The organism is Bradyrhizobium sp. AUGA SZCCT0182 (genome assembly GCF_018130185.1).
Lineage (GTDB): Bacteria > Pseudomonadota > Alphaproteobacteria > Rhizobiales > Xanthobacteraceae > Bradyrhizobium.
Genome location: NZ_JAFCLY010000016.1, coordinates 99,600 through 121,895 on the forward strand (window position 1 = coordinate 99,600; position 22,296 = coordinate 121,895).

Annotated in this window: 20 protein-coding genes; 6 read left to right on the forward strand and 14 right to left on the reverse strand. The window is 63.3% G+C overall.

Features of this window, described 5'->3' with window-relative positions; all coding sequences use genetic code 11:
• Nucleotides 1-8: 8 nt before the first annotated feature.
• From hutU to hutI, 3 genes are read right to left on the reverse strand one after another with little or no spacing between them, the layout of a single operon-like run.
• Complete coding sequence (gene hutU, locus JQ611_RS18615; RefSeq protein ID WP_212466209.1) at nucleotides 9-1,679, reverse strand: urocanate hydratase; 1,671 nt, start codon at nucleotides 1,677-1,679, stop codon at nucleotides 9-11.
• Nucleotides 1,676-3,253 carry a histidine ammonia-lyase gene (gene hutH, locus JQ611_RS18620; RefSeq protein WP_212466210.1) on the reverse strand — a complete coding sequence of 526 codons (1,578 nt, stop codon included), beginning with the start codon at nucleotides 3,251-3,253 and terminating at the stop codon, nucleotides 1,676-1,678. The genes hutU and hutH overlap by 4 nt, the downstream gene beginning before the upstream one ends.
• Nucleotides 3,250-4,464, reverse strand: coding sequence for an imidazolonepropionase (hutI, locus tag JQ611_RS18625; RefSeq protein ID WP_212466211.1), 1,215 nt, complete (start codon nucleotides 4,462-4,464; stop codon nucleotides 3,250-3,252). The genes hutH and hutI overlap by 4 nt, the downstream gene beginning before the upstream one ends.
• Before the next feature lie 89 nt (nucleotides 4,465-4,553).
• Between hutI and JQ611_RS18630 the strand changes: the two genes are divergently transcribed.
• The 5 genes from JQ611_RS18630 to JQ611_RS18650 all read left to right on the forward strand — a co-directional run bounded on the left by JQ611_RS18630 (nucleotide 4,554) and on the right by JQ611_RS18650 (nucleotide 9,376).
• The gene (locus tag JQ611_RS18630) at nucleotides 4,554-5,912 is read left to right on the forward strand and encodes a formimidoylglutamate deiminase (protein ID WP_212466212.1); all 1,359 of its coding nucleotides are present in this window, start codon (nucleotides 4,554-4,556) and stop codon (nucleotides 5,910-5,912) included.
• Nucleotides 5,909-6,652, forward strand: a complete 744-nt coding sequence (hutC, locus tag JQ611_RS18635; RefSeq protein ID WP_212388987.1) for a histidine utilization repressor — start codon at nucleotides 5,909-5,911, stop codon at nucleotides 6,650-6,652. Before JQ611_RS18630 ends, hutC begins: the two co-directional genes overlap by 4 nt.
• Before the next feature lie 130 nt (nucleotides 6,653-6,782).
• Complete coding sequence (locus JQ611_RS18640) at nucleotides 6,783-7,733, forward strand: ABC transporter substrate-binding protein (protein ID WP_249133268.1); 951 nt, start codon at nucleotides 6,783-6,785, stop codon at nucleotides 7,731-7,733.
• An 87-nt stretch (nucleotides 7,734-7,820) separates the two neighbouring features.
• Nucleotides 7,821-8,594, forward strand: a complete 774-nt coding sequence (locus JQ611_RS18645; protein ID WP_212263784.1) for an ABC transporter permease — start codon at nucleotides 7,821-7,823, stop codon at nucleotides 8,592-8,594.
• A complete protein-coding gene (locus JQ611_RS18650; protein ID WP_212388988.1) occupies nucleotides 8,591-9,376 on the forward strand; it encodes an ABC transporter ATP-binding protein in 786 nt (261 codons plus the stop codon). The genes JQ611_RS18645 and JQ611_RS18650 overlap by 4 nt, the downstream gene beginning before the upstream one ends.
• A 71-nt stretch (nucleotides 9,377-9,447) precedes the next feature.
• Here the strand turns inward: JQ611_RS18650 and JQ611_RS18655 are convergent, their stop codons facing one another.
• From JQ611_RS18655 to JQ611_RS18680, 6 genes are all read right to left on the reverse strand, one after another.
• Nucleotides 9,448-10,509, reverse strand: coding sequence for a putative FMN-dependent luciferase-like monooxygenase (locus tag JQ611_RS18655; RefSeq protein ID WP_212466213.1), 1,062 nt, complete (start codon nucleotides 10,507-10,509; stop codon nucleotides 9,448-9,450).
• A 143-nt stretch (nucleotides 10,510-10,652) separates the two neighbouring features.
• The gene (locus tag JQ611_RS18660) at nucleotides 10,653-11,648 is read right to left on the reverse strand and encodes an ABC transporter ATP-binding protein (protein WP_212466214.1); all 996 of its coding nucleotides are present in this window, start codon (nucleotides 11,646-11,648) and stop codon (nucleotides 10,653-10,655) included.
• Nucleotides 11,645-12,634, reverse strand: coding sequence for an ABC transporter ATP-binding protein (locus tag JQ611_RS18665; protein WP_212263714.1), 990 nt, complete (start codon nucleotides 12,632-12,634; stop codon nucleotides 11,645-11,647). The genes JQ611_RS18660 and JQ611_RS18665 overlap by 4 nt, the downstream gene beginning before the upstream one ends.
• A 4-nt stretch (nucleotides 12,635-12,638) precedes the next feature.
• Nucleotides 12,639-13,562, reverse strand: a complete 924-nt coding sequence (locus JQ611_RS18670; protein WP_212263713.1) for an ABC transporter permease — start codon at nucleotides 13,560-13,562, stop codon at nucleotides 12,639-12,641.
• The gene (locus JQ611_RS18675; protein WP_212263712.1) at nucleotides 13,559-14,500 is read right to left on the reverse strand and encodes an ABC transporter permease; all 942 of its coding nucleotides are present in this window, start codon (nucleotides 14,498-14,500) and stop codon (nucleotides 13,559-13,561) included. The genes JQ611_RS18670 and JQ611_RS18675 overlap by 4 nt, the downstream gene beginning before the upstream one ends.
• Nucleotides 14,501-14,517: 17 nt before the next feature.
• Complete coding sequence (locus tag JQ611_RS18680) at nucleotides 14,518-16,122, reverse strand: ABC transporter substrate-binding protein (RefSeq protein ID WP_212466215.1); 1,605 nt, start codon at nucleotides 16,120-16,122, stop codon at nucleotides 14,518-14,520.
• Between the two features lie 26 nt (nucleotides 16,123-16,148).
• Here JQ611_RS18680 and JQ611_RS18685 point away from each other — a divergent pair, with 26 nt between their 5' ends.
• A complete protein-coding gene (locus JQ611_RS18685) occupies nucleotides 16,149-16,379 on the forward strand; it encodes a hypothetical protein (RefSeq protein ID WP_212466216.1) in 231 nt (76 codons plus the stop codon).
• Here JQ611_RS18685 and JQ611_RS18690 read toward each other — a convergent pair.
• The 5 genes from JQ611_RS18690 to JQ611_RS18710 form a co-directional block, all read right to left on the reverse strand.
• On the reverse strand, nucleotides 16,357-17,529 hold the full coding sequence (locus JQ611_RS18690; RefSeq protein ID WP_212466217.1) for an amidohydrolase/deacetylase family metallohydrolase: 1,173 nt from the start codon (nucleotides 17,527-17,529) through the stop codon (nucleotides 16,357-16,359). The genes JQ611_RS18685 and JQ611_RS18690 overlap by 23 nt on opposite strands.
• An 81-nt stretch (nucleotides 17,530-17,610) precedes the next feature.
• Nucleotides 17,611-18,984, reverse strand: a complete 1,374-nt coding sequence (locus tag JQ611_RS18695) for an amidohydrolase family protein (protein ID WP_212466218.1) — start codon at nucleotides 18,982-18,984, stop codon at nucleotides 17,611-17,613.
• Entirely contained in the window at nucleotides 18,981-20,561 is a 1,581-nt protein-coding gene (locus tag JQ611_RS18700) for an ABC transporter substrate-binding protein (protein ID WP_212466219.1), read from the reverse strand. The genes JQ611_RS18695 and JQ611_RS18700 overlap by 4 nt, the downstream gene beginning before the upstream one ends.
• A gap of 49 nt (nucleotides 20,562-20,610) precedes the next feature.
• Nucleotides 20,611-21,495: a polysaccharide deacetylase gene (locus JQ611_RS18705; RefSeq protein ID WP_212263707.1), complete on the reverse strand. Its 885-nt coding sequence runs from the start codon at nucleotides 21,493-21,495 to the stop codon at nucleotides 20,611-20,613.
• Nucleotides 21,482-22,294: an ABC transporter substrate-binding protein gene (locus JQ611_RS18710; RefSeq protein ID WP_212263783.1), complete on the reverse strand. Its 813-nt coding sequence runs from the start codon at nucleotides 22,292-22,294 to the stop codon at nucleotides 21,482-21,484. Before JQ611_RS18710 ends, JQ611_RS18705 begins: the two co-directional genes overlap by 14 nt.
• Between the last annotated feature and the right edge of the window lie 2 nt (nucleotides 22,295-22,296).

The following is a 22,296-nucleotide window of genomic DNA, read 5'->3' on the forward strand; positions in this document are numbered from 1 at the left end:
GGTTTCGGCTACGACGACAAGCCGGGCAGATCGAGACCGTTGGCTCGGGCACACTCGATCGCGGTCTCATAACCCGCATCGGCATGCCGCATGACCCCCGTTGCGGGGTCATTCCAAAGCACCCGCTCGAGGCGGCGCGCGGCCTCCGGCGTTCCGTCTGCGACGATCACCATGCCGGCGTGCTGCGAATAGCCGATACCAACGCCGCCGCCGTGATGCAGCGAGACCCACGTGGCCCCGCTGGCACAATTGAGCAGCGCATTGAGCAGCGGCCAGTCGGATACTGCGTCCGAGCCGTCGCGCATCGCTTCGGTTTCGCGGTTCGGGCTGGCCACCGAGCCGCTGTCGAGATGATCGCGACCGATCACGATCGGTGCCTTCAACTCGCCCCGCGCCACCATTTCATTGAACGCCAGGCCCAGCCGGTGGCGGTCGCCAAGGCCGACCCAGCAGATCCGCGCCGGCAGTCCCTGGAACTTGATCCGCGCTCGGGCCATATCGAGCCAGTTGTGCAGATGCTTATCGTCAGGCATCAACTCCTTGACCTTGGCATCGGTGCGGAAGATGTCTTCGGGATCCCCCGATAGCGCCGCCCACCGGAATGGCCCGACGCCTCGGCAGAACAGCGGGCGGATATAGGCCGGAACGAAGCCTGGGAAATCGAACGCGTTCTTCAATCCCATGTCCTTCGCCATCTGGCGGATGTTGTTGCCATAGTCGAGCGTGGGAATGCCCTGCGCATGGAAATCCAGCATGGCCTGGACGTGGCCGACCATGGAAGTCTTCGCCGCCGCCTCAACCGCTTTCGGATCGGCCTCGCGCCTGGACGCCCACTCGGCAAGCGTCCATCCCTTCGGCAGATAGCCGTTGATCGGATCATGCGCGCTGGTCTGGTCGGTGACGATGTCGGGCCTGACACCACGGCGCACCAGTTCGGGAAAAATATCGGCGGCATTGCCGAGCAGGCCGACCGAGACCGGTTTCCCGCTTTGCGCCGCCTCCGCCATGATCGCGAGCGCCTCATCGAGCGTGCTTGCCTGCCTGTCGAGGTAACCCGTGCGCAACCGCATCTCGATGCGGCTCGGCTGGCATTCAACCGCGAGCATCGACGCACCGGCCATCGTGGCGGCAAGCGGTTGGGCGCCGCCCATGCCGCCAAGACCCGCCGTGAGGATCCACTTGCCCGCGAGGCTACCGCCATAGTGCCGACGCCCGACCTCGACGAAGGTCTCGTACGTGCCCTGCACGATGCCCTGGCTACCGATGTAGATCCACGATCCCGCCGTCATCTGGCCGAACATCATCAAGCCCTGCTTGTCGAGTTCGTTGAAATGATCGAGCGTCGCCCAGTGCGGTACCAGGTTCGAATTCGCGATCAGTACGCGCGGCGCATCGGCATGGGTGCGGAAAATTCCAACCGGCTTACCCGATTGAACGACCAGCGTCTGGTCGCCTTCAAGCTTGCGCAGTGACGCAACGATTCGATCAAAGCTGTCCCAGTCGCGGGCTGCACGGCCAATGCCGCCATAGACGACGAGTTCGCTCGGCCGTTCGGCAACCATAGGATCGAGATTGTTCATCAGCATTCGGAGCGGCGCTTCGGTGAGCCAGCTCTTGGCGCTGATCTCGGACCCGTGCGGCGATCGGATGATGCGGTCGTTGTCCAGTCGGCGGTTCATGACGAATGACCTTTCTCGGCAAGGTTTGGAAACGGATTGTTCTCGAGCACCGAAATCGCAACTGATGGCAATGTGCCGGCTGCGACCAGCGCCGTTGCTTTCGCAATGTCGTCGGCCATATAGCGATCGCCACCGAGCGCCGGTACTTGCTCGCGCAGCGTAGCAATCACCGCAGCAAGTGCGGGGCTGGTCGTATGCGGCGCGCGCAGCCCGATGCCCTGCGCCGCCACCAGCAGCTCGATGCCGAGAATGGTCGCAAGATTATCCGCCATGTCAGACAACCGGCGGGCGGCGTGCGCGGCCATCGACACATGATCTTCCTGGTTGGCGCTGGTCGGTGTCGAATCGATCGAGCAGGCCGCGGCACGTTGCTTGTTCTCGGCATAAAGTGCGGCCGCCGTCACTTCGGCAATCATGAAGCCGGAATTGATGCCGGGCTCCGGGGTGAGGAATGGCGGCAGACCAAAGTTCAGCGCAGGATCGACCAGCGTAGCGATGCGCCGTTCACTGATCGCGCCAATCTCCGACAAGGCCAGCGCAATCTGGTCAGCGGCGAACGCGACCGGCTCGGCGTGAAAATTTCCACCCGAGACGATCTCTCCGGTCTCTACCAGCACCAGCGGATTGTCGGTGACCGCGTTGGCCTCGATCGTCAGTGTGCGGGCGGCTTGCGTCAGCAGGTCAAGTACGGCGCCGGCCACTTGCGGCTGGCAGCGCAGGCAATAAGGATCCTGCACGCGCTCGTCGCCTTCCAGATGCGAGTTGCGGATATCGCTGCCATCCAGCAACGCGGTCAAGGCTGCGCCAGCTGCGATTTGCCCGGCATGCCCTCGCAACTGCTGGATCTCGGCGCGAAACGGCGCCGTCGAAGCCATCGCCGCATCGACCGACAAGGCGCCCGTCACCAGCGTTGCGCAGAGCAGGTTATAGGCACGCAACAGTCCGGAAATGGCGTAGGCGGTCGAAAACTGCGTGCCGTTGATCAAAGCGAGGCCTTCTTTCGGCCCGAGCGTCACCGGCGCGAGACCGGCGGCGGCAAGCGCATCAAGGCCCGGCACGATTTTGCCATCGACGAGCGCCTGCCCTTCGCCGATCATGACGGCCGTCATATGCGCCAGCGGCGCCAGATCGCCGGACGCGCCCACTGAGCCCTGCTGTGGCACCAGCGGAAAAACGTCGCGCGCCAGCATCGCCTGCAATTGCTCGATGATTTCGCGTCGAACGCCCGAGGCGCCCCGCCCCAGCGAGACGATCTTCAGCGCCATCATCAGACGCACGATCGGTTCGGGCGTTGGCAGCCCTACCCCGCAGCAATGCGACACGATCAAATTTCGCTGCAGCAGAGTGGTCTGGCCGGGCGGGATTCGCTTCGACGCCAGTTTTCCAAAGCCGGTATTGATGCCGTAAGCCGGAATGTCCGCGTCCGCGGCCTTGGCAACAATGGCCGAAGCCGCCTCGACGCGCGGCAAGAAGGATGGATCGAGCGCGACGGCCGCGCCCGCAAGCACTTGCGCAAGCTCGTCGAGGCTGACCCGTCCGGGCGAAACGACAATGGATGCGTTGCGGTCGCTCATTGTCCCCTCCACACCCTTGCGTGCAACGGGTTGAAGCCCATCCGGTAGACGAGTTCGGCGGGCCGCTCGATATCCCAGATCGCGAGATCGCACCATTTGCCGGCTTCGAGCGTGCCGGTCTCCCCGAGAACGCCGAGCGCGCGAGCTCCTTCGCGCGTCACACCGGCCAGGCATTCAGCAACATTCATCCGGAACAGCGTCGCGCCCATATTCATGGCCAGCAGCAGCGACGTCAGCGGCGAACTGCCGGGATTACAGTCGGTCGCGAGCGCCATGTTGACGCTGTGGGCACGGAACAGTTCGACCGGCGGCTTGGTCGTCTCGCGAATGAAATAGAACGCGCCCGGCAGAAGGACAGCCACCGTGCCCGCTTGCGCCATCGCCGCGGCGCCGGCTTCATCCGTGTGCTCCAGATGATCGGCGGACAGAGCGGAAAATTCCGCAGCAAGGGCCGCTCCGCCGAGGTTCGACAACTGATCCGCATGCAGTTTGACCGGCAGTCCCAGCGCCCTTGCCGCACGGAACACCCGCGCCGTTTGATCGCCCGAGAAAGCGATACCTTCCATGAAGGCGTCGACGGCGTCGGCAAGCCTGGCCTGCGCCACCGCCGGCAGCATCTCGCGGCAAACAAGCTCGATGTATCGATCCTTGTCGCCACTGGCTTCCGACGGCAGTGCGTGCGCGCCAAGAAACGTGGTTCGGATGCTGACCGGCCGGCTGCGGCCCAGCGCACGTGCGGCTGACAGCTGTCGCATCTCGGTTTCGGTGTTGAGCCCGTAGCCGGATTTGATCTCGACCGTCGTCACGCCCTCGCCGATCAGCGCATCTAACCTCGGCAGCGCACCGGCAACCAGGTCGGCCTCGCTGGAGGCCCGCGTCGCCGCGACCGTCGAGACAATACCGCCACCCGCCCGTGCGATCTCTTCGTAGCTTGCGCCCTGCAGGCGCAGCTCGAACTCGTGGGCGCGGTTTCCGCCGAACACCAGATGGGTATGACAATCGATCAGTCCCGGCGTGATCCACCGCCCCGCGCAATCGATCCGTTCGACCGCATCGGCGTCAGATGGAAAGTCGGAACCGCTGCCGGCAAAGACGATGCGGCCATCCCGCGCGGCAATCACGCCCTGCTCGATCACGCCGAGATCGGGCAGATCCTCCCGAACGGTGGCGAGCCGGGCATTATGCCAAATTCGATCAAAGCGCTCGGCCATGCAGCATTCCCTCAACGGCAGAAGCTTGACGGGACGATATGTCTATACATATTATCGTGCCGGTGTTCTGTCCAGCCGGTTTGGAAAACATGTCCACTCTGCATTTCGCGTCAGCGCTGCTCCCGTCCGGGTGGGCCGATGACGTGCAAGTGGTTGTGACCAATGCGCTCATCACCAAGGTTATCGTCGGCACGGCGCCGGAAGCCGAAGATGAACGACATCAGCTGGCCATCCCGGGAATAGCCAGCCTGCATAGTCACGCGTTCCAGCGTGGCATGGCGGGTCTTGCCGAAACACGCGGTAATACCGCTGATACCTTCTGGACATGGCGCGAGACGATGTATCGCTTCGCGCTGAGCATGACCCCCGACGATGCCAAAGCCGTCGCGACACTGCTCTATGTCGAGATGCTGGAGCAAGGTTTTACGCGCGTCGGGGAATTCCACTATCTCCATCACGACCACGATGGCACGCCCTACGCCAATCCGGCCGAGATGGCGACGCGAATTGCGCAAGCCGCCGAGGCCACCGGCATCGGGCTAACGCTGCTGCCGAGCTTCTACGCGCACGGCTCCTTTGGTGGCGCCGCGCCCCATGCCGGCCAGCGCCGCTTCATCTGTTCGGTCGACCAGTTTGCCAAACTGATTGACGCTACAAAGTGGGCCCTCCGCGAATTGCTCGGGGCCAATGTCGGCATCGCCCCGCACAGCCTGCGCGCCGTGACGCCAGATGAACTGGCGGCAATCGTGCCGTTGGCCGAAGGCGGGCCGGTCCATATCCACGCCGCCGAACAGACCAGGGAAGTCGAGGAATGCATCGCCTGGTCGGGCCGGCGGCCAGTCGAGTGGCTGCTCGAGCATGCCCCAATCGATCAGCGCTGGAGCCTGATCCATGCGACGCACACCACCGCGACTGAGATCGCTGCGCTTGCCAAAAGCGGCGCCGTCGCAGGCCTCTGCCCGATCACCGAAGCAAGCCTCGGCGATGGTATTTTTCCGGCGCGCGAATTCCTTGATGCAGGCGGCCGGTTCGGCGTCGGCACCGATTCCAATGTCCTCGTCGGCGTCGCCGACGAACTGCGCCAGCTCGAATATGGCCAGCGGCTCAAACACCGGGAACGCAATGTGTTGTCCGGCGGTCCCGGCATCTCGACCGGACGCGCATTGTTCGACACCGCGCTGGCCGGCGGCGCCCAGGCGCTCGCGCAGCCGACCACAGGAATCCAGGCAGGCGCGCGCGCCGATATCGTCACCCTCGACACCGCACATCCCTCGCTCGCCGGGCGCCATCGGGATGCGGTCCTCGACGGCTGGATTTTCGCCGCCAATGCGGGGGCTATCGACTGTGTCTGGGCAGGCGGCAGCAAGGTCGTTGAAGGCGGGCGTCACCGGCTTCGCCAGAAGGCGCGCGAGACCTTCAACGCCGCCGTTCGAAGGCTCGTCGCATGAGCCTCTCGATCGATCGCGACAAGGCCCATGCAACCGACAAGCCGACGCTGTACAAGCAGATACGCCTCGACATCGAACGCCGCATCCTGACCGGTGAATGGCCGCCGGGTCACCGCATCCCGTTCGAACACGAACTCATGGCGCACTATGGCTGCGCGCGGATGACCGTGAGCAAGGCGTTGTCGGAACTGGCCCAAGCCGATCTCATCGAGCGGCGGCGGCGGGCCGGCACCTTTGTACGCCGCCCCAAATTTCTGTCAGCAGTCCTGACGATTCCTGATATCCGCGCGGAAATCACCGCGCTCGGCCGCAGCTACTTCTATCAGCTGATCCAGTGTTCGCGCCGTGCCGCCAACGCCGCCGACCGCGCGCGTCTTGGGGTACGAAAGACCGGCAAGGTGATCGCGATTGCCTGTCGCCACAGCGCCGACGGCGTGCCGTTCGCGATCGAGGACAGGCTGATCGATCTCGACGCGGTACCCGAAGCCGCCACGGCCAATTTTGCGATCGAACCGCCCGGCACGTGGTTGCTTCACCATGTCCCATGGACGGAAGCAGAGCATTCGATCAGCGCTATCGTGGCCGACGACAAAGCCGCAGCCGCACTGGATATTGCGATCGGTGCGCCCTGCCTCGTGATAGAGCGGCACACCTGGCGCAGTGCACGGACACTGACGGCAGTGCGCCTGCTCTATCCAGGCGATTCCCACAAACTGGTCGCCCGCTTCAAGGGCGGCTGAGAGGGATATCAATGCGCATAAGATCCGGCACAATTTATGCAACAGCAATAAACAAAGCAGCAACTTACAAAGCAGCAACGCTGCACAGACGAGCAAGACGCAATCCATGAACCAGAAAAGGGATACAGCCATGCTTAGTTTTAGTTTTAGAGTGCTTGCCGCAACCGCAGCTCTCCTGGTGTCCGCACCAGCCGTCGCACAGGACGTGAAGGTCGGCATCGGCATCTCGGGGTGGACCGGCTTTGCACCGCTCACGCTCGCAAACCAGGCCGGCATCTTCAAGAAGAACGGCCTCGACGTGACGATCAAGAAGATCCCGCAGAAGGACCGGCACCTGGCCATTGCGTCAGGTGACATCCAGTGCGCGGCAACCACGGTGGAAACCTGGATTTCCTGGAATGCCAATGGCGTCGCGACCAAGCAGATCTTCCAGCTCGACAAGAGCTACGGCGCCGATGGCATGGCCACGCGAAACGACGTCGCCGCGATCAAGGACCTGAAGGGCAAGACGGTCGCAGCGTCCGCGCCCGGCACCGCTCCCTATTTCACCCTGGCCTGGATGCTCAAGAAGAACGGCCTCACGGTCAAGGACGTGACCGTGGTGAACCTGGAGCCCGCCGCCGCCGCCCAGGCGTTCGTGGCCGGCCAGAACGATGCGGCCATGACGTATGAGCCTTACCTCTCGACGGTGCGTGCTGCCCCGGACAAGGGCAAGATCATCGCCACCACGCTCGACTATCCGATGATCATGGACACGTTCGGTTGCACGCCGAAATTCCTGACCGACAATCCGAAGGCCGCGCAAGCACTGGCTGACAGCTATTTCGAGGCCGTGGCACTGATCGAAAAGGACCAGGCCAAGTCGTACGAGATCATGGGATCGGACGTGAAGCAGTCCGGCGAGCAGTTCGGCAATTCGGCAAAATATCTGCGCTGGCAGGACAAGGCTGCGAACCAGAAATTCTTCGCGGGCGAGTTCCAGGCTTTCACCAAGGAGGCTGGAGAACTGCTGCTCGAGATCGGTATCATCAAATCGATCCCGAAAACCGACGACCTCTTTGACGCGAGCTTCATCAAGTAGACTCCCGGTCGGCGACGCGCCGGTCCCGCTTCTGTGGAAGCGGGACTTGCCGCTATCGGCGCACCGCTTTGAGGAATTTGTCCTGTGATACGACCCCTGGATCCCGTGACGTCGAAGCAGCGCGTGGCCTATGGCTTCGCGTTCTTCGTCCTGTTCGTTGCCCTGTGGGCATGGGCCACGTTTGGCGGCTATGTTTCGAAAACATTTCTCGCCAACCCGCTGACCATGCTGCAGGAAGGCTGGGAACTGCTGACGAAGCACGGCTTCCTGTACGATATCGGCATGACGATATGGCGGGTGATCGGCGGCTTCGTGCTGGCGGCCATCATCGCGGTGCCGCTCGGCGTTCTGATGGGCGCTTACAAACCGATCGAGGCTTTTCTCGAGCCGTTCGTTTCGTTCGCCCGTTATCTGCCCGCCTCGGCCTTCATCCCGCTGTTGATTCTGTGGGCCGGTATCGGCGAACTGCAAAAGCTGCTGGTGATTTTTATCGGCTCGGTGTTCCAGATCATCCTGATGATCGCCGTGAACGTCGGCAACACGAGGCGCGATCTCGTTGAAGCCGCCTACACGCTTGGTGCTGGCGACAGCGGCATCATCCGCCGCGTCCTGCTGCCTTCGTCCGCTCCCGAGATCGCGGAAATTCTCCGGCTCGTTTTGGGTTGGGCATGGACCTATGTCATCGTCGCCGAACTGATCGGCTCATCGTCAGGCATCGGCCACATGATCACCGACAGCCAGGCGCTGCTCAACACCGGCCAGATCATCTTCGGCATCATCGTCATCGGGCTGATCGGCCTCGTCTCGGATTTCCTGTTCAAGGCCTTCAACGCCTGGCTGTTTCCGTGGAGACTAGCGTGACCACGCTGAAGATCGATCAGGTCTCACGGACCTTCCCTGCGCGCCAGGGCAATGCGCCGACACGGGCGCTGGAACCGACCAATCTTGATGTCGGCAACAATGATTTCGTCACCATCCTTGGCCCCTCGGGCTGCGGAAAATCCACGCTGCTACGTATCATCGCCGGGCTCGACCGGCCGACCAGTGGCAGCGTCATTCTCGACGGGCAGGAGGTAACGGGCCCCGGCGCGGATCGCGGCATGGTGTTTCAATCCTACACGCTATTCCCGTGGCTGACGGTGCGCGAAAACATCGCGTTCGGGCTGCGCGAGCGCGGAATTTCCGAGGCCGAACGCGGCAAGATCGCCGATGGATTTATTCAACGGGTTGGCTTGTCTGGCTTTGAAAATCACTGGCCGAAGCAACTCTCCGGCGGCATGCAGCAACGCACGGCGATCGCGCGTGCGCTTGCCAACGATCCCAAGATCCTGCTGCTCGACGAGCCGTTCGGCGCACTCGATAATCAGACCCGCGTGCTGATGCAGGAAATGCTGCTCGGCATCTGGGAGCGCGACCAGAAAACCGTGCTGTTCGTCACCCACGACATCGAGGAGGCCATCTTCCTCGGCAGCCGCGTCATCGTCATGAGCGCCCGCCCCGGCCGCATCAAGGCCGAGATCGCGGTCGATCTGCCCCACCCACGATCCTACAAGATCAAGACCGCGCCCGAATTCGTCCAGCTGAAGGAAAGGCTGGTGGAAGAGATCCGCGCCGAGGCATTGAAGGTGGCGGTTGATGCCTGACGGACGCGCGCTGCCTTGCTGATTTCATGCCTCGGACCTAAGTATCCGAGTACCGCGAACCGTGACCCATTCTACTTTGCATGGGGTTGTTTTCGTAGTTTTGTGTTTGGACCCGCAGCAGCAGGCCCTTTCGTCCATCCCAATGCCGGCGCGACCGCTTCGGCGATCAACTCGATCGATCGCAGAATGAACGGATGCGGCGGATCGATCGAATGCACCTGAAAGACAAGATCGGTCACCCGCTCCAAAATGCTGTCGGCGCGCAGCGAGGCGATGACATCGTCAGGCGTCCCGACATGGGTATCGAATGCGGTAATCATGTCGCTCAACGCCTCTCCCGGCGGGGCATGACCGCCTGCGATGAAACTCGCGCGCGCACGCCGCAATCCGATGTCGGCTAGTCGCAGCGCCTCCTCACGTTCGTCCGCGGCAAAGACACTGCGTGACGCCATGATCCGGGGCTCGCGCCCCGGCGGCAGTGCGTCGAGGTAGGCATCGATGATGGGATGCTGAATCTCGGCAAGCGACGCATGGGGAGCTTCCCTTGATCGTGGCTGCGTTCGCGACAACAGCAGGCCGTCGCCCGCTTTGCCGGCCCTCGTCCCGCCGCTGACGGAAAAGGTCGCCTGCCAGATCCGGTCGCACAGTTGCGGCCTCGGTGGATAGAGCGTATCGCCGCCGGCCAGCGGCGCGCCGGCCAGTGCGTTACGGACGATGTCGAGGTTATCAGCGAAAATCTCCGCGCGTTGCACACTGTCCAGCCCAAAGGCTGCAAAGGCTGACGGGTTTCCGCCGGTGCCGACACCAAGCTCAAAACGGCCGTTTGATAACAGGTCGAGGACCGCGGCGTCCTCCGCCACCCGTACGGGATTTTCCAGCGGCAGGGTAACGATGCCGGTGCCGAGACGAATGCGGGATGTCTGTGCCGCGACGAAGCCGAGAAAAGCAAAGGGCGCCGGCAGCCCGCCCTCACTCTCATGAAAATGGTGCTGAGCGATCCATGCGGAATCAAGACCTGCTGTTTCCGCGTGGACGATCTGCGCTGCCGCGAGGCGATATCGTTCCGCCGGACCAACGTCGTCGAGAAGGCGCGTGAAGAATCCCAACCGCTTCAAATTTGCCAGACGATTCATGAAGACTTTCGGAGAACATAACCCATGCGACCGAGGCCCAGCCGCCTCCGCCTCACGAGTCTGCGCGGGGATCGCGGGACAGTCAAATCAGCGCAGGCAAACGGACTTCGATGGTTAGAGCCCTCGCGGACTCCGCCGCGGAATTAGACCGGCAGTGCGTCGAGATGACACGCGGCCCACTGGTCGTCGCCACCCAAGCGAAGTTTCGGCTCCTCGGTCCGGCAGCGATCGAACACGTATGGACACCTGGTGTGGAATCGGCAACCGCTCGGCGGATTGATCGGGCTCGGCACGTCGCCCTTCAGGATGATCGGGTTACGGATCGCCCCAGGCTCCGGCACCGGCACGGCCGACAGCAACGCCCTGGTATAGGGATGCCTGGGCGCGGTGAAGATCTGCTGCCTGGGCGCCATCTCGACGATCTTGCCGAGATACATCACCGCGACACGGTGCGTCATGTGCTCGACGATCGCCAGATCGTGGCTGATGAAGAGCAGCGCGAGGCCGAACTCGCGCTGCAGATCCTGCAGCAGGTTGACGATCTGCGCCTTGACCGAGACGTCGAGCGCCGAGACCGCCTCGTCGCAGACGATCAGTTCGGGCTCCGCCGCCAGTGCCCGGGCGATACCGATGCGCTGGCGCTGGCCGCCCGAGAATTCGTGGGGCCGGCGGCCCAGCGCGTCGCGCGGCAGGCGCACGGTGTCCATCAGCGCTGCAACCTTGGTCTCGAGTTCGGCGGAAGATTTGGCGAGGCCAAAATTACGGATCGGCTCGGCCAGGATGTCGCGCACCCGCATGCGCGGATTGAGGCTGGAGAACGGATCCTGGAACACCACCTGCACGCGGCGGCGCATGCTGCGCAAGGCTGCGGGTGACGCATCGTCGATGCGCTGGCCATCGAGCACCACCTGGCCTGCCGTGATGTCGAACAGGCGCAAGATCGCGCGGCCGACCGTCGACTTGCCGCAACCGGACTCGCCGACCAGCGACAGCGTCTCGCCACGCGCGACCTCAAAGGACACGCCGTCCACCGCATAGACCCATTTGGACCTGCGGCTGAACAAACCGCCGCGGACCGGAAAATGTTTCTTGAGATCGTTGACTTGCAGCAACGGGACTTGGAGCAGTGGCGCGTTCATGCCGCGGCCGCCTCCTTGGCGGCATAATGACAGGCGGCGATATGGCGGGGGCCCTTCTCTTCAAGACCTGGCGCGACCTGCCGGCAGAGATCGGTCGCCAGTGTGCACCGCCCCGCGAACACACAGCCCTCGATCCGTCCTTTGAGGCTGGGCACCTGGCCCGGGATTTCGGCGAGACGCCGCGCGGCCCCTGTCAACGAAGAGCCGAGCTTGGGCACCGCGCCGAGCAGGCCCTGCGTATAGGGATGACGCGGCGAGCGGAACAGTTCGGCCACCGGCGCCTCCTCGACCTTGCGGCCGGCATACATCACCATGACGCGCTCGGCGATTTCGGCGACCACGCCGAGATCATGGGTAACCAGAATGATCGCCGCACCGACCCGGCGCTTGAGGTCCAGCATCAACTGCAGGATCTGCGCCTGGATCGTGACGTCGAGCGCCGTGGTCGGCTCGTCGGCGATCAGGAGTTTTGGGTTGCAGGCCAGCGCCATCGCGATCATCACGCGCTGGCGCATGCCGCCGGAAAGCTGATGCGGAAATTCGCGCACGCGCCGTACAGACTCCGGGATGCCAACCAGATTCAGCATGTCGACGGCGCGGGCCTCCGCGGCCTGCTTGTCGAGCCCCTGATGCATGCGCAGCGTTTCTCCGATCTGACGACCGACCGTCAGCACCGGATTGAGGCTCGTCATCGGCTCCTGGAAGATCATCGAAATGTCGTTGCCGCGGATGGCGCGCATTTCGCGCTCGGAGAGTTGCAGCAGATCCTTGCCCTGGAAACGAATCGAGCCCGCGATCTTGCCGGGAGGCTCGGGGATCAGCCGCATCAGCGACATCGAGGTGACCGACTTGCCGCAACCGGATTCGCCGACGATGGCCAGCGTCTCGCCCTCATTGACATGGAAGGAAACACCGTCCACGGCGCGGTTGATGCCCTCGGGGGTCCGGAAATGGGTCTGCAGATTTTCGACTTCGAGCAATGCCATCAGATCAAAGACTCTTGGCCATGCGCGGATCGAGCGCATCGCGCAGGCCGTCACCGAGCAGATTGACGGCAAGCACGGTGACGGACAGGAACGCGGCGGGAAAGAATACGATGTAGGGTTTGACCTGCCACAGCGCCCTGCCCTCGGCCATGATGTTGCCCCAGGAGGGAATGGTGGGCGGCGTGCCGGCACCGATGAAGGACAATATGGACTCCACGATCATGGCGCTGGCGCAGATATAGGTCGCCTGAACCAGCATCGGCGCCAGCGTGTTGGGCAGGATGTGGCGCAGGATGATCATCGGCGTTCGCGTGCCGGAAGCTGTCGCGGCGTCCACGTAGGGCTGTTCACGCAGCGACAGCACGACGCTGCGTACCAGGCGCGAGACGCGCGGGATCTCGGCTACCGTGATCGCCAGGATCACATTGCCGACGCTGGCGCGCGTCAGCGCCATCAGCGCAACCGCAAGCAGGATCGGCGGGATCGACATCAGCCCGTCCATGAACCGCATGATGATGCCGTCGGCCCATCGCACGAACCCGGAAACAAGACCGATGGCGAGACCGGCCAGCGATGCCAGTATCGCCACCGAAAGACCGACCGTGAGCGAGACCCGCGCCCCGTAGATCACGCGTGAATAGATGTCGCGGCCGAGCAAGTCAGTTCCGAACCAGTAGTCCGCGGAAGGCAAGCGCGTGCGTTTGGCGGGCGCGATCGCGGTCGGATCGACGGTCCAGAGATAAGGCGCAAAGATTCCGACCAGGACGAGGCAGACGAGCAAAGCACCGCCGATCGCCACCGTCGGATGGTTGCGCAGGAAACCGAGGACGCCGCGACGAATCTTGACCGGCGACAGCAGATCCGGCAATTGCGGCGCGACCACAAGACCCGGTGGTATCCGTAGCGTGTTGGTTTCCAGGACGGTCAATAGCGGATCCTCGGGTCAACCAGGGTGTAGGTGACGTCGACCATCAGGTTGACCAGCACATAGAGGAAGCTGAACAGCAACACGATGCCCTGGATGACGGGATAGTCGCGGCGCAGGATCGCGTCGATCGTGAGCCGTCCAAGGCCCGGAATGGCGAACACGCTTTCGGTCACCACAGCGCCGCCGATCAAAAGCGCGATACCGATACCGATCACCGTCACGATGGGAACGGCCGCGTTCTTCAGCGCGTGAATGAACAGGATGCTGCGCTGGTCAAGGCCTTTGGCGCGGGCGGTGCGGACATAATCCTGCTGCAACACCTCGAGCATCGAGGCCCGGGTAATGCGCGCGATCAGCGCGATGTAGACGGAGCCGAGGGCAAGTGCCGGCAGAATCAGATTCTGGAACCATGGCCAGACGCCATTGGATAGCGGCGTATAGCCCTGCACCGGAAGCCATTCGAACTGCAGCGCGAACACATAGGCAAGCACGTATCCGACCACAAAGACCGGGAGCGAGAAGGCGAACACGGCAAAGGCCATGATGGTGCGGTCGATCCAGCTTCCCGCCTTCCATGCCGCCACCACGCCGAGCGGAACCGCGACAAGGATAGTCAGGACCAGCGTAATCGCCATCAGCGAGAATGTCGGCTCGATCCGCTGCGCGATCATCTTGGCGACCGGCAAATTGGTGAAGATCGAGGTGCCGAGATTCCCGTGCAAGATATCCCATAGCCAGCTGCTGAACTGGACCAGAAACGGCCGGTCGAGTCCGAGGCTTTGGCGTATCCGCTCGACGTCGGCGGGGCTTGCCTGGTCACCTGCAATCACCGCCGCCGGATCGCCCGGCGCGATGTAAAGCAGGCTGAAGACGAACAGCGCGACGATCCCCATTACGGGCAACGTCGAGAGAATACGGCGCAGGATATACGAGAGCATGTCGCTTCACTGTCCCATCATGCCGTCTTCGACACGCCCCAGAAGAACGGTAGCGGCCCCTTCGCGATGCCGGAGACATTCTTGCGCCACGCCGTATAGCTCAGGAAGAAGCCGGTCGGCGCATAGACGACGTCCTCGAGCGCCGCCTTGTTGAGGCGCCCCACCGCGGCCTTCTCCTCGTCGAGATTCTTGGCGCCGAACCAGGCCGTGACTTCCTTTTCCACGGCCTCGCTCGTGGGCCAGCCAAACCACGCCTTGTCGCCAGTGCCACGAACAGCATTGTAGACGGCCGGATTGACGCAATCCGCGCCGGCGTGCCAGGTGTGAAATACTTGCCAGCCTCCCTGACCCGGAGGCGTCTTCTGGGCGCGGCGGGAACCGACCGTGCCCCAGTCGGTTGCGATGAAATCAACGTTCATCCCCATCTGCTTCAGAAGATCGGCGGTGACATCGCCGAACGCTTTAGTGATCGGTTGATCCTGCGCCACCAGGCAAGTGACCGGCTGTCCCGAATAACCGCTCTCGGCCAAGAGCTTCTTGGCCACTGTGAGGTCGCGCTTGCCCTTCAGTACCTCGCCGCCCGCCTCGCTGTAGAGCGGCGTATCCGGCGTGAAGAAGCCCGGCAGCGGCTTCCAGAGCGCGGGGTCATCTCCAACCAACGCGCGCATGTAATCTTCCTGGCTCAGCGCGGTGAGCACGGCGCGCCGCGCCTTCACGTCGTTGAAGGGCGGATGCAAATGGTTCATCCGGAACGAGCCGATGTTGCCGAGTGGATCGGCGATGTCGACGTTGATGTTGCGGTTCTTCTTCAGCGACGGCACCAGATCGGTGATCGGATTCTCCCACCAATCGACCTCGCCGTTCTGAAGTGCTGCGGCCGCCGTAGCGGGATCCGGGATCACCACCCATTCGATGCGGTCGATCAGCATCTGCTTGCCGCCGGCCAGCCAGGACGCTTTCTCTTGCCGCGGCGTGTAATCGGCAAATTTCTCGAACACGGCCTTGGCGCCGGGCACCCACTCGCTTTTCGCGAATTTCATCGGGCCCGAGCCGATATAGTCGGGGATTTGCTTGAACGGATCGGTCTGCGCGATGCGCTCCGGCATGATGAAGGCGATCGGCGTGCTGTTCTTGCCCAGCGCCAGCAGCATTTTCGGATAAGGCGCCTTCAGCGACCACTTGAAGGTCCTGTCGTCGACGGCGACCAGTTCGTTCTGGATCGCCTTGAGCATCAGTCCCATCGGATCGCGAGCCGACCAACGCGTCAGGCTTGCCACCACATCCTTGCTCCGCACCGGCTCGCCGTCATGGAACTTCAACCCCGGCCGGAGCCGGAAGGTCCAGACCAGACCGTCATCGGAGGTCTCCTCGGACTCGATCATCTGGCGCTGCGGCTGCAGCGCCGCGTCGACGCCGTAGAGGGTGTCCCACACCATCGCGGCGGCGTTGCGCACGACATACTGGGTCCCCCAAATGGGGTCGAAATTCGCAAGGTTGGCCTGGGGCACGAAGCGCAAGGTGCGCGCCGCGGCGCCTTGGGAAAGGGCCGGCATCGACAAGCCAGCCGTTGCGGCCAGGCTGCCCACCCCCGCAAATCCCTTCAACAGCGTCCTGCGATCCATGGTGCTCTCCCCAGTTTTGGGTTGTGATGAACGATTCCGCCCGTTTCATGGGCCGAGGGTTCGGCGCCGGTGAGGTGAAACAGGCCAATCAGATGATAGCGATCAGCTTCCTTTGCGTGCAAATGGTATGCCAGCGGGGCCAGGTTGTTCCGCTGCCAAAAGTCAGGTCGATCATGAACGAAGAAACATTTTTCGAGCGATCACATCTTCGAGCGATGCATCATCCAGGGCCGATCAACCTGCTGCGAGTTGCCTGAACTTCTCCGACGGTTTCGGGTGCCACCAGCGACCGCCAATGACGACGCCTTCGGAGACGATCTTGCGGTCGCCGATCAGATGCTCGCCGATGACGTCGACATAGTCAAACTGACCTTGCGCGATCGAGATCAGGGTGGCGTCTCCGGCGCTGCCCGGCTTGAGGCTGCCGAGTTCGGGACGCCGCAGCGCCATCGCGGCATTGACCGTCGAAGCCGCGACCACGTCAGGGAGCGGCATTCCCATGCAGAGGAACTTGGACATGGTCGTCACCTGATCGAACGCTGGGCCGTCGATGCACAACAGATGGACATCCGAAGAGATGGTGTCGGGATAGAAACCGTTGGCGAGCATCGCCCGGGCGGTCTTGAAGGCGAAGGAGCCCTTGCCGTGGCCGATGTCGAACAACACGCCGCGTTCGCGCGCCTCGAGAACCGCCCTTTTCACCGTGCCCTGGGCCGTAGCCGGCGTATTGGGAAACGGCCGGAATGCGTGGGTGAGGACGTCGCCCGGACGCAGGCGGGCGAGCACCTCCTCGTAGCTCGGCGGCGGATGGTCGATATGCGCCATCAGCGGCATGCCGACCTGTTCGGCGACCTCAAGCGCGATGTCGAGCGGCACGATACCCGAAGTGCCCGAGGCGTGAAGACCGACCCGCACCTTGATGCCGACAATGAGATCACGATTTTGATCCGCCACTGTGGCGGCGTCGATCGGATTCATCAGCCGGAGCTCTTCGCTCTCGCCGACCATAACCCGATGCGAGAAGCCGAAGATGCCGGCATGCGAAACGTGCAGATAAGCGAGAATGCGGACCTGGCTCGGCTCGATCACATGCTTGCGGAAGCCTGCGAAATTCCCCGGGCCGGCGCTGCCGGTATCGACCGCCGTGGTGACGCCCGAAGTACGGCAGAATTCTTCGGCGTCGATGCCCAGCGAGGTGCCACCCCAATAAACATGGGTGTGCAGATCGATCAGACCCGGCGTGACGATGTAACCCGAGACGTCGCGCACGTCGGTGCCGGGATCGGCCTTGAGCTCGTTTCCGACCATGGCCACCTTGCCGCCGGCGAAGGCGACATCCGTCACGGCGTCGAGTTTTTGGGATGGGTCAACCACCCGGCCGCCGCGCAGGATCAAGTCGAAAGGCATTGCTAACTCCTGATAAGACAGTGAAGGAAGCGGCGGGAGCGCGTCTCGCCTCTCCAACATTGCGCGTGTGTCGACGGGACGTCAGCCACTAAAGGCCGCCTGGGCTTCTGGCAAATCCCAGATTTTGCCGATCGCCGCGGTTCCAGCCGAGATCGTCGCGGCCTCGTCGCCATGAATGTATTGGCCGCCATCGATCAGCACACGCCCGTCAACAATGACCTGGTCGATATTGGCGCGATTGCCAAGCGCCACCAGCCCACGCCGCGGATCGAACAGCGGCTGCAGATGGGGATGGGTCAAATCAACGACGGTGAGGTCGGCTGTTGCGCCCGGGGTGATGATCCCGAGATCCGGTCGCTTGATGACCGCGGCCGCGGTTGCCGTGACCGACTCGATCAATTCGGGTGCATTGGCGACGTCGGGCCGAGCAGACACGATCTTCGAGATCATCGACGCCGCGTTGAGTTCGCCGAGCAGATCCATGTTGTAGCCGTCGGTTCCGACCACCGTCCGCACGCCGTGCCCGGCAAACCGGCCGAACGCCGCGGTGACGCCAGCGCGCGCAAACACGCGCGGGCAGTTCAGCACCGTGGCGCCCCTCGCCGCCATCAGCTTCAAATCACCATCGGTGCTCGCGATGCAGTGCGCGGCCAGAAGGTCTGGCGCCAGCAGGCCCAGCCAGTCGAGATACTCGGCCGGCGTGCGACCACCGTGACGGCTGCCGATCGTCGCGACTTCGGCCTGGCTTTGTGCGAGATGGGTGGTGATGGGAACGCCGAGCTCGCGTGCGCGGGCGGCGCACGCCCGCAGCAGATCCGGACCACAGGTGTCGGTCGCGTGCGGGCTCATCGCAAGGCCGATCCGCCCATCGCCTCGCCCATTCCAGCGATGGTACAGCGCGTTCCAGGTATCCATATCGGCCTTGCCGTCATCACCGGCGTAGCGCACCACGCCGTCCGGCCCGGCCTTGGCGTCCGACGTGGAGAACAAATACGGCGCGCCATAGAAGCGGATGCCCATCTCCTCGGCGGCGTCGAACATTTCAGGGATGGTGTTGCGAAACGGCTCCATGACCGTGGTGGCGCCGCCCTTCAGCAATTGCAGAATGCCGAGCCGTGCGATGGCGAGCCGTTCCGAAGGCGACAGTATGTCGGCGCCCCGCTTGGTCAGCGGCAGCAGCACCGTATAGACGATGCTCTGGTTGTTCTTGCGACCGTTGCCGTCCTCCGTATGGGTCCGGGCGACGGCTTCGCTGAAGCAATGGTTGTGCAGGTTCAAAAGCCCGGGCAGCACGAAGCGGCCCGGTCGGTCGAACACCTCGGTGGCGGACGGGCGGTCGCGCGTGACGGCGGCGATCCGCTTGCCCTCGAGCAGCACCCAATGATCGCGCAGCACCTCCTGCGCACCGTCTTTGCGTGACAACACATAGCTGCCGAAGATCGCGATCGTGCTCATGCGGGTTTCACATTCCAGAACACGGCCGTGCCGTCGAGGATCCCGGTGATACCAGAGCGGTAGGCCGTCGGTTGTTTATACTGACCGATCGGGAAATAAGGAATTTCCTCGAACGACAACGCCTGGATATCGCGGCAGATCCGCTGTTGCTCGGCCAGATTGGCGGCGGCGAGCCATTGGCTTCGGAGCGCCCCCATCTTCTCGCTCTTGTACCAGCCGGCCACTTTGCTGTCGCCGCGCAGGTTCGAATTGCCGGCCGGGTTGAGCCAATCGATGCCCTGCCAGTTGCCGACGCCCGCGCTCCAGCCGCCCTGGGCGACAGGATCCTTTTTCAACTGCCGCTGCAACACCAGGCCGAAATCCAGCCCGGCATATTCGACGTTCATGCCGGCCTGCTGCAGCATGTCGGCGGCGATGTCGCCGAGCGGCTTTTGTGCCAGCGAATTGGTGGGGACGAGCAGCACCACCTTCTCACCATTATAACCGGCAGCTTTCAGATCGGCCTTGACCTTCGCCATGTCGCGCGGCCCGCGAAACACGTTCAGGCCGACATCGCTTGCCATCGGCGTACCCGGCGCAAAGAAGCCGATCGGCGCGGATTGATAGGCGGGATCTTCGCCCGCAACCGCCGTCATGAAGGCGGACTGGTCGATCGCGCCGAGCAGCGCGCGGCGGATAGCCGGATTGTCGAATGGCGGCTGCAGATGGTTCACCCGCAACATGCAGGTGTACCCTCGCGGGTCGAGGATCCGCGTGGTGACGCCGGTACGCTTCAGCACCGGCAGCAGATCGTGCGGCGTCGTTTCCTGCCAATCCTGTTCGCGCGTTTGCAGTGCAGCGACCCCTGTCGCCGCATCCGGCATCGTCGTCCAGACCACGCGGTCGTAGTGAACGATCTTGGGACCGGCGGTCCAATCCGGCTTGCCATCCTGACGGGGCTGATAGCGATCGAAGCGGGCGTACACATTGCGCGCGCCCTGCACCCGCTCGTCTGCCACGAAACGGAAAGGACCGCTGCCCACGACCTCGGTCAGCGGCTTGAACGGATCCTGGCTCGCCAGCCGCTCGGGCATCATGAACGGCGCCTGGATCGCCGCCTTGCCGAGCGCCGCGGGCAACAGAGGGAAAGGCCGGCTCAACCGAAAGCGGATGGTGCGGTCGTCCGGCGCCGACAATTCATCCGTCGCCGCCATCAGTTCGGCGCCGAATCCGTCGCGAGCCGCCCATCGGCGAATGCTGGCGACGCAATCCCGCGCCAGCACGCGCTCGCCGTCATGCCATAGCAGGCCGTCGCGCAACGTGAGATCCCATTGCTGGTCTTCATTGGAGACGACGTGCCCAGACACCATCTGCGGCGAGACCTCGAGCGCCGAGTTCATGCCGTAGAGGGTGTCGTAGACCATGAATCCATGGTTACGGGAGACCTGCGCCGTGGAGTAGATCGGGTCGATGAAGGTCAGATCGATCACGGGAATGAAGCGCAGTGTGGTCTGCGACTGCGCCCGCACGATTCCCGGCAGCGACAGCGCCGGCGCCGCGGCGGCAGCCTTCAACAGTGAGCGGCGGGAAACAAGCATCGAGAACTCCTGGAACAATCAATCGGCGGATATTCAATCGGTGCGGTTCTCAGCGGCTGGCGGCTTCGTGACGGCTGTAATTTGCCGCGATCGCCTCGCCGGTCGTGATCCACAGATCGGGGCAGGATTTGGCGTAGGTGAGAAATTCCCGCAGCAGGCGCAGCCGCATTGGGCGACCGCTGCATTGCGGATGCAGCACGGTCGTCACCATCGCGCCCCAATCCCTGACCTCGTCGAGCTCATCCTTCCAGATCGAGAGCACATGCTCCTTGGGAAAGATCGGCCGTGGGCTGAACCGGGCAGACAGGCCGTGCATCCAGTCGTCATAGCTTGCGGTCACCGGAAGCTCGATCGTGCCCGGCCGGCCATCCGCCAGCTGATGGCGGTAAGGCCGCACGTCGTCCCTAAACGAGGAGGTATAGACGATGCCGTGGCGCACCAGCGCCACGCGCAGTTCTTCGGTGAATTCGCCGTAAGGCGCCCGATAGCCGGTCGGCCTGACACCAAGGCGACGCTTCAGCGCTTCAAAACCCCGCTCCAGTTCTTCCTCGATCCAGGGATCGCCCGGATCCGGCAGCAAATGGTGATAGCCGTGATGGCCGATCTCATGGCCGGCCTTGAGAATGGCCTCGGCCATCGCGGGATGCGCATCGACAGACCAGCCGGTGATGAAGAACGTCGCCTTCAGATCAAGCTGATCGAGCAGTTCCAGCAGTTTCGGCGTGCCGACGCGCGCCTCGTAGCCACCGTAACTCATCGTGATCAGGCGCTGGGCATGGGCTGCGTCCTTGCTGGTCCAGGCGCTCTCCGCGTCGACGTCGAAGGAAAGGAACATCGCCGAGGTATAGGGTTTGGGCCAGGGATACTCCGGCGCCATCGGCGCGGTGTTCGCCGGTACCAGCGGAATGCTCGCGAGTGCTTTACTGTCCTGCATTGATCATCGCCTTTTCTACGCCGTAGTCGGTCAATTTCCATTTCGCCAGCAACGCGCGGTAGGAGCCGTCGGCGATCAAGCCGTCGAGGGCCTCCACGAACGCCTGCTGAAGCACCGTCTCCTTCACACCCAAAGCAAGTCCTGTGAACTGGACCGCGAAAACCTCGCCGACCGGAACATAAGTCCCAGGCTCGAGGTCCATGATGTAGGGAAGCGTCTCGCCGCCCTGAACGGCCGCGTCGAGCCGCCCCTGCCTGAGCTGGGTCCGGGCATCGGCCGAGCCTTCGGTGCCGACGTATACGATCGGATTGCCGCCGCAATTCGCATCGCTCCAGGCGGCGATCAATTTCGGAAACGACGTGCGCCGGCTGGCGCCGACCTTTTTTCCGCAGAACGCCTTCGTGTCCTTGAACTCGGCGGCGCGCGATTGCTGCACAAAGAAGCGCGGACCATTGCGGAGGTAGTCGACAAAGGTCGCCGTATCCTGCCGGCTTGCCATGTCGGTCATCCCGGACAGGATCGCATCCACCCTCCCCGTCGCAATCGCGGGCATCATCTGGTCGAAACTGGTTTCCTGCCAGACGATCTTGAGTCCGAGCTTGCGGCCGAGCGCCTCGCCGAGTTCGACATCGAAACCGGCCAGCGTGTTGGTCGCCGGATCCTTGAATTCCAGCGGGGGATAGTTCGGCACGATGGCGACCTTGATACTGCCCTGCTTTGCGATTTCCGGAGGCAACTCGACCGCCATCGCTGAGCTATCGGCGGCACAGAGGAACGCCGCTGCAAGAATACGTTTGATCA

What these genes read in the sequence shown, in the direction of transcription:
- JQ611_RS18655 (WP_212466213.1), bottom strand. Translation starts at nt 10,509, where the DNA reads ATGAATCGTCTGGCAAATTTGAAGCGGTTGGGATTCTTCACGCGCCTT.
- hutU (WP_212466209.1), bottom strand. Translation starts at nt 1,679, where the DNA reads ATGAACCGCCGACTGGACAACGACCGCATCATCCGATCGCCGCACGGG.
- JQ611_RS18690 (WP_212466217.1), bottom strand. Translation starts at nt 17,529, where the DNA reads ATGCCTTTCGACTTGATCCTGCGCGGCGGCCGGGTGGTTGACCCATCC.
- JQ611_RS18630 (WP_212466212.1), top strand. Translation starts at nt 4,554, where the DNA reads ATGTCCACTCTGCATTTCGCGTCAGCGCTGCTCCCGTCCGGGTGGGCC.
- JQ611_RS18675 (WP_212263712.1), bottom strand. Translation starts at nt 14,500, where the DNA reads ATGCTCTCGTATATCCTGCGCCGTATTCTCTCGACGTTGCCCGTAATG.
- JQ611_RS18640 (WP_249133268.1), top strand. Translation starts at nt 6,783, where the DNA reads ATGCTTAGTTTTAGTTTTAGAGTGCTTGCCGCAACCGCAGCTCTCCTG.
- JQ611_RS18665 (WP_212263714.1), bottom strand. Translation starts at nt 12,634, where the DNA reads ATGGCATTGCTCGAAGTCGAAAATCTGCAGACCCATTTCCGGACCCCC.
- JQ611_RS18680 (WP_212466215.1), bottom strand. Translation starts at nt 16,122, where the DNA reads ATGGATCGCAGGACGCTGTTGAAGGGATTTGCGGGGGTGGGCAGCCTG.
- hutI (WP_212466211.1), bottom strand. Translation starts at nt 4,464, where the DNA reads ATGGCCGAGCGCTTTGATCGAATTTGGCATAATGCCCGGCTCGCCACC.
- hutC (WP_212388987.1), top strand. Translation starts at nt 5,909, where the DNA reads ATGAGCCTCTCGATCGATCGCGACAAGGCCCATGCAACCGACAAGCCG.
- JQ611_RS18685 (WP_212466216.1), top strand. Translation starts at nt 16,149, where the DNA reads ATGAACGATTCCGCCCGTTTCATGGGCCGAGGGTTCGGCGCCGGTGAG.
- JQ611_RS18660 (WP_212466214.1), bottom strand. Translation starts at nt 11,648, where the DNA reads ATGAACGCGCCACTGCTCCAAGTCCCGTTGCTGCAAGTCAACGATCTC.
- JQ611_RS18700 (WP_212466219.1), bottom strand. Translation starts at nt 20,561, where the DNA reads ATGCTTGTTTCCCGCCGCTCACTGTTGAAGGCTGCCGCCGCGGCGCCG.
- JQ611_RS18695 (WP_212466218.1), bottom strand. Translation starts at nt 18,984, where the DNA reads ATGAGCACGATCGCGATCTTCGGCAGCTATGTGTTGTCACGCAAAGAC.
- JQ611_RS18705 (WP_212263707.1), bottom strand. Translation starts at nt 21,495, where the DNA reads ATGCAGGACAGTAAAGCACTCGCGAGCATTCCGCTGGTACCGGCGAAC.
- hutH (WP_212466210.1), bottom strand. Translation starts at nt 3,253, where the DNA reads ATGAGCGACCGCAACGCATCCATTGTCGTTTCGCCCGGACGGGTCAGC.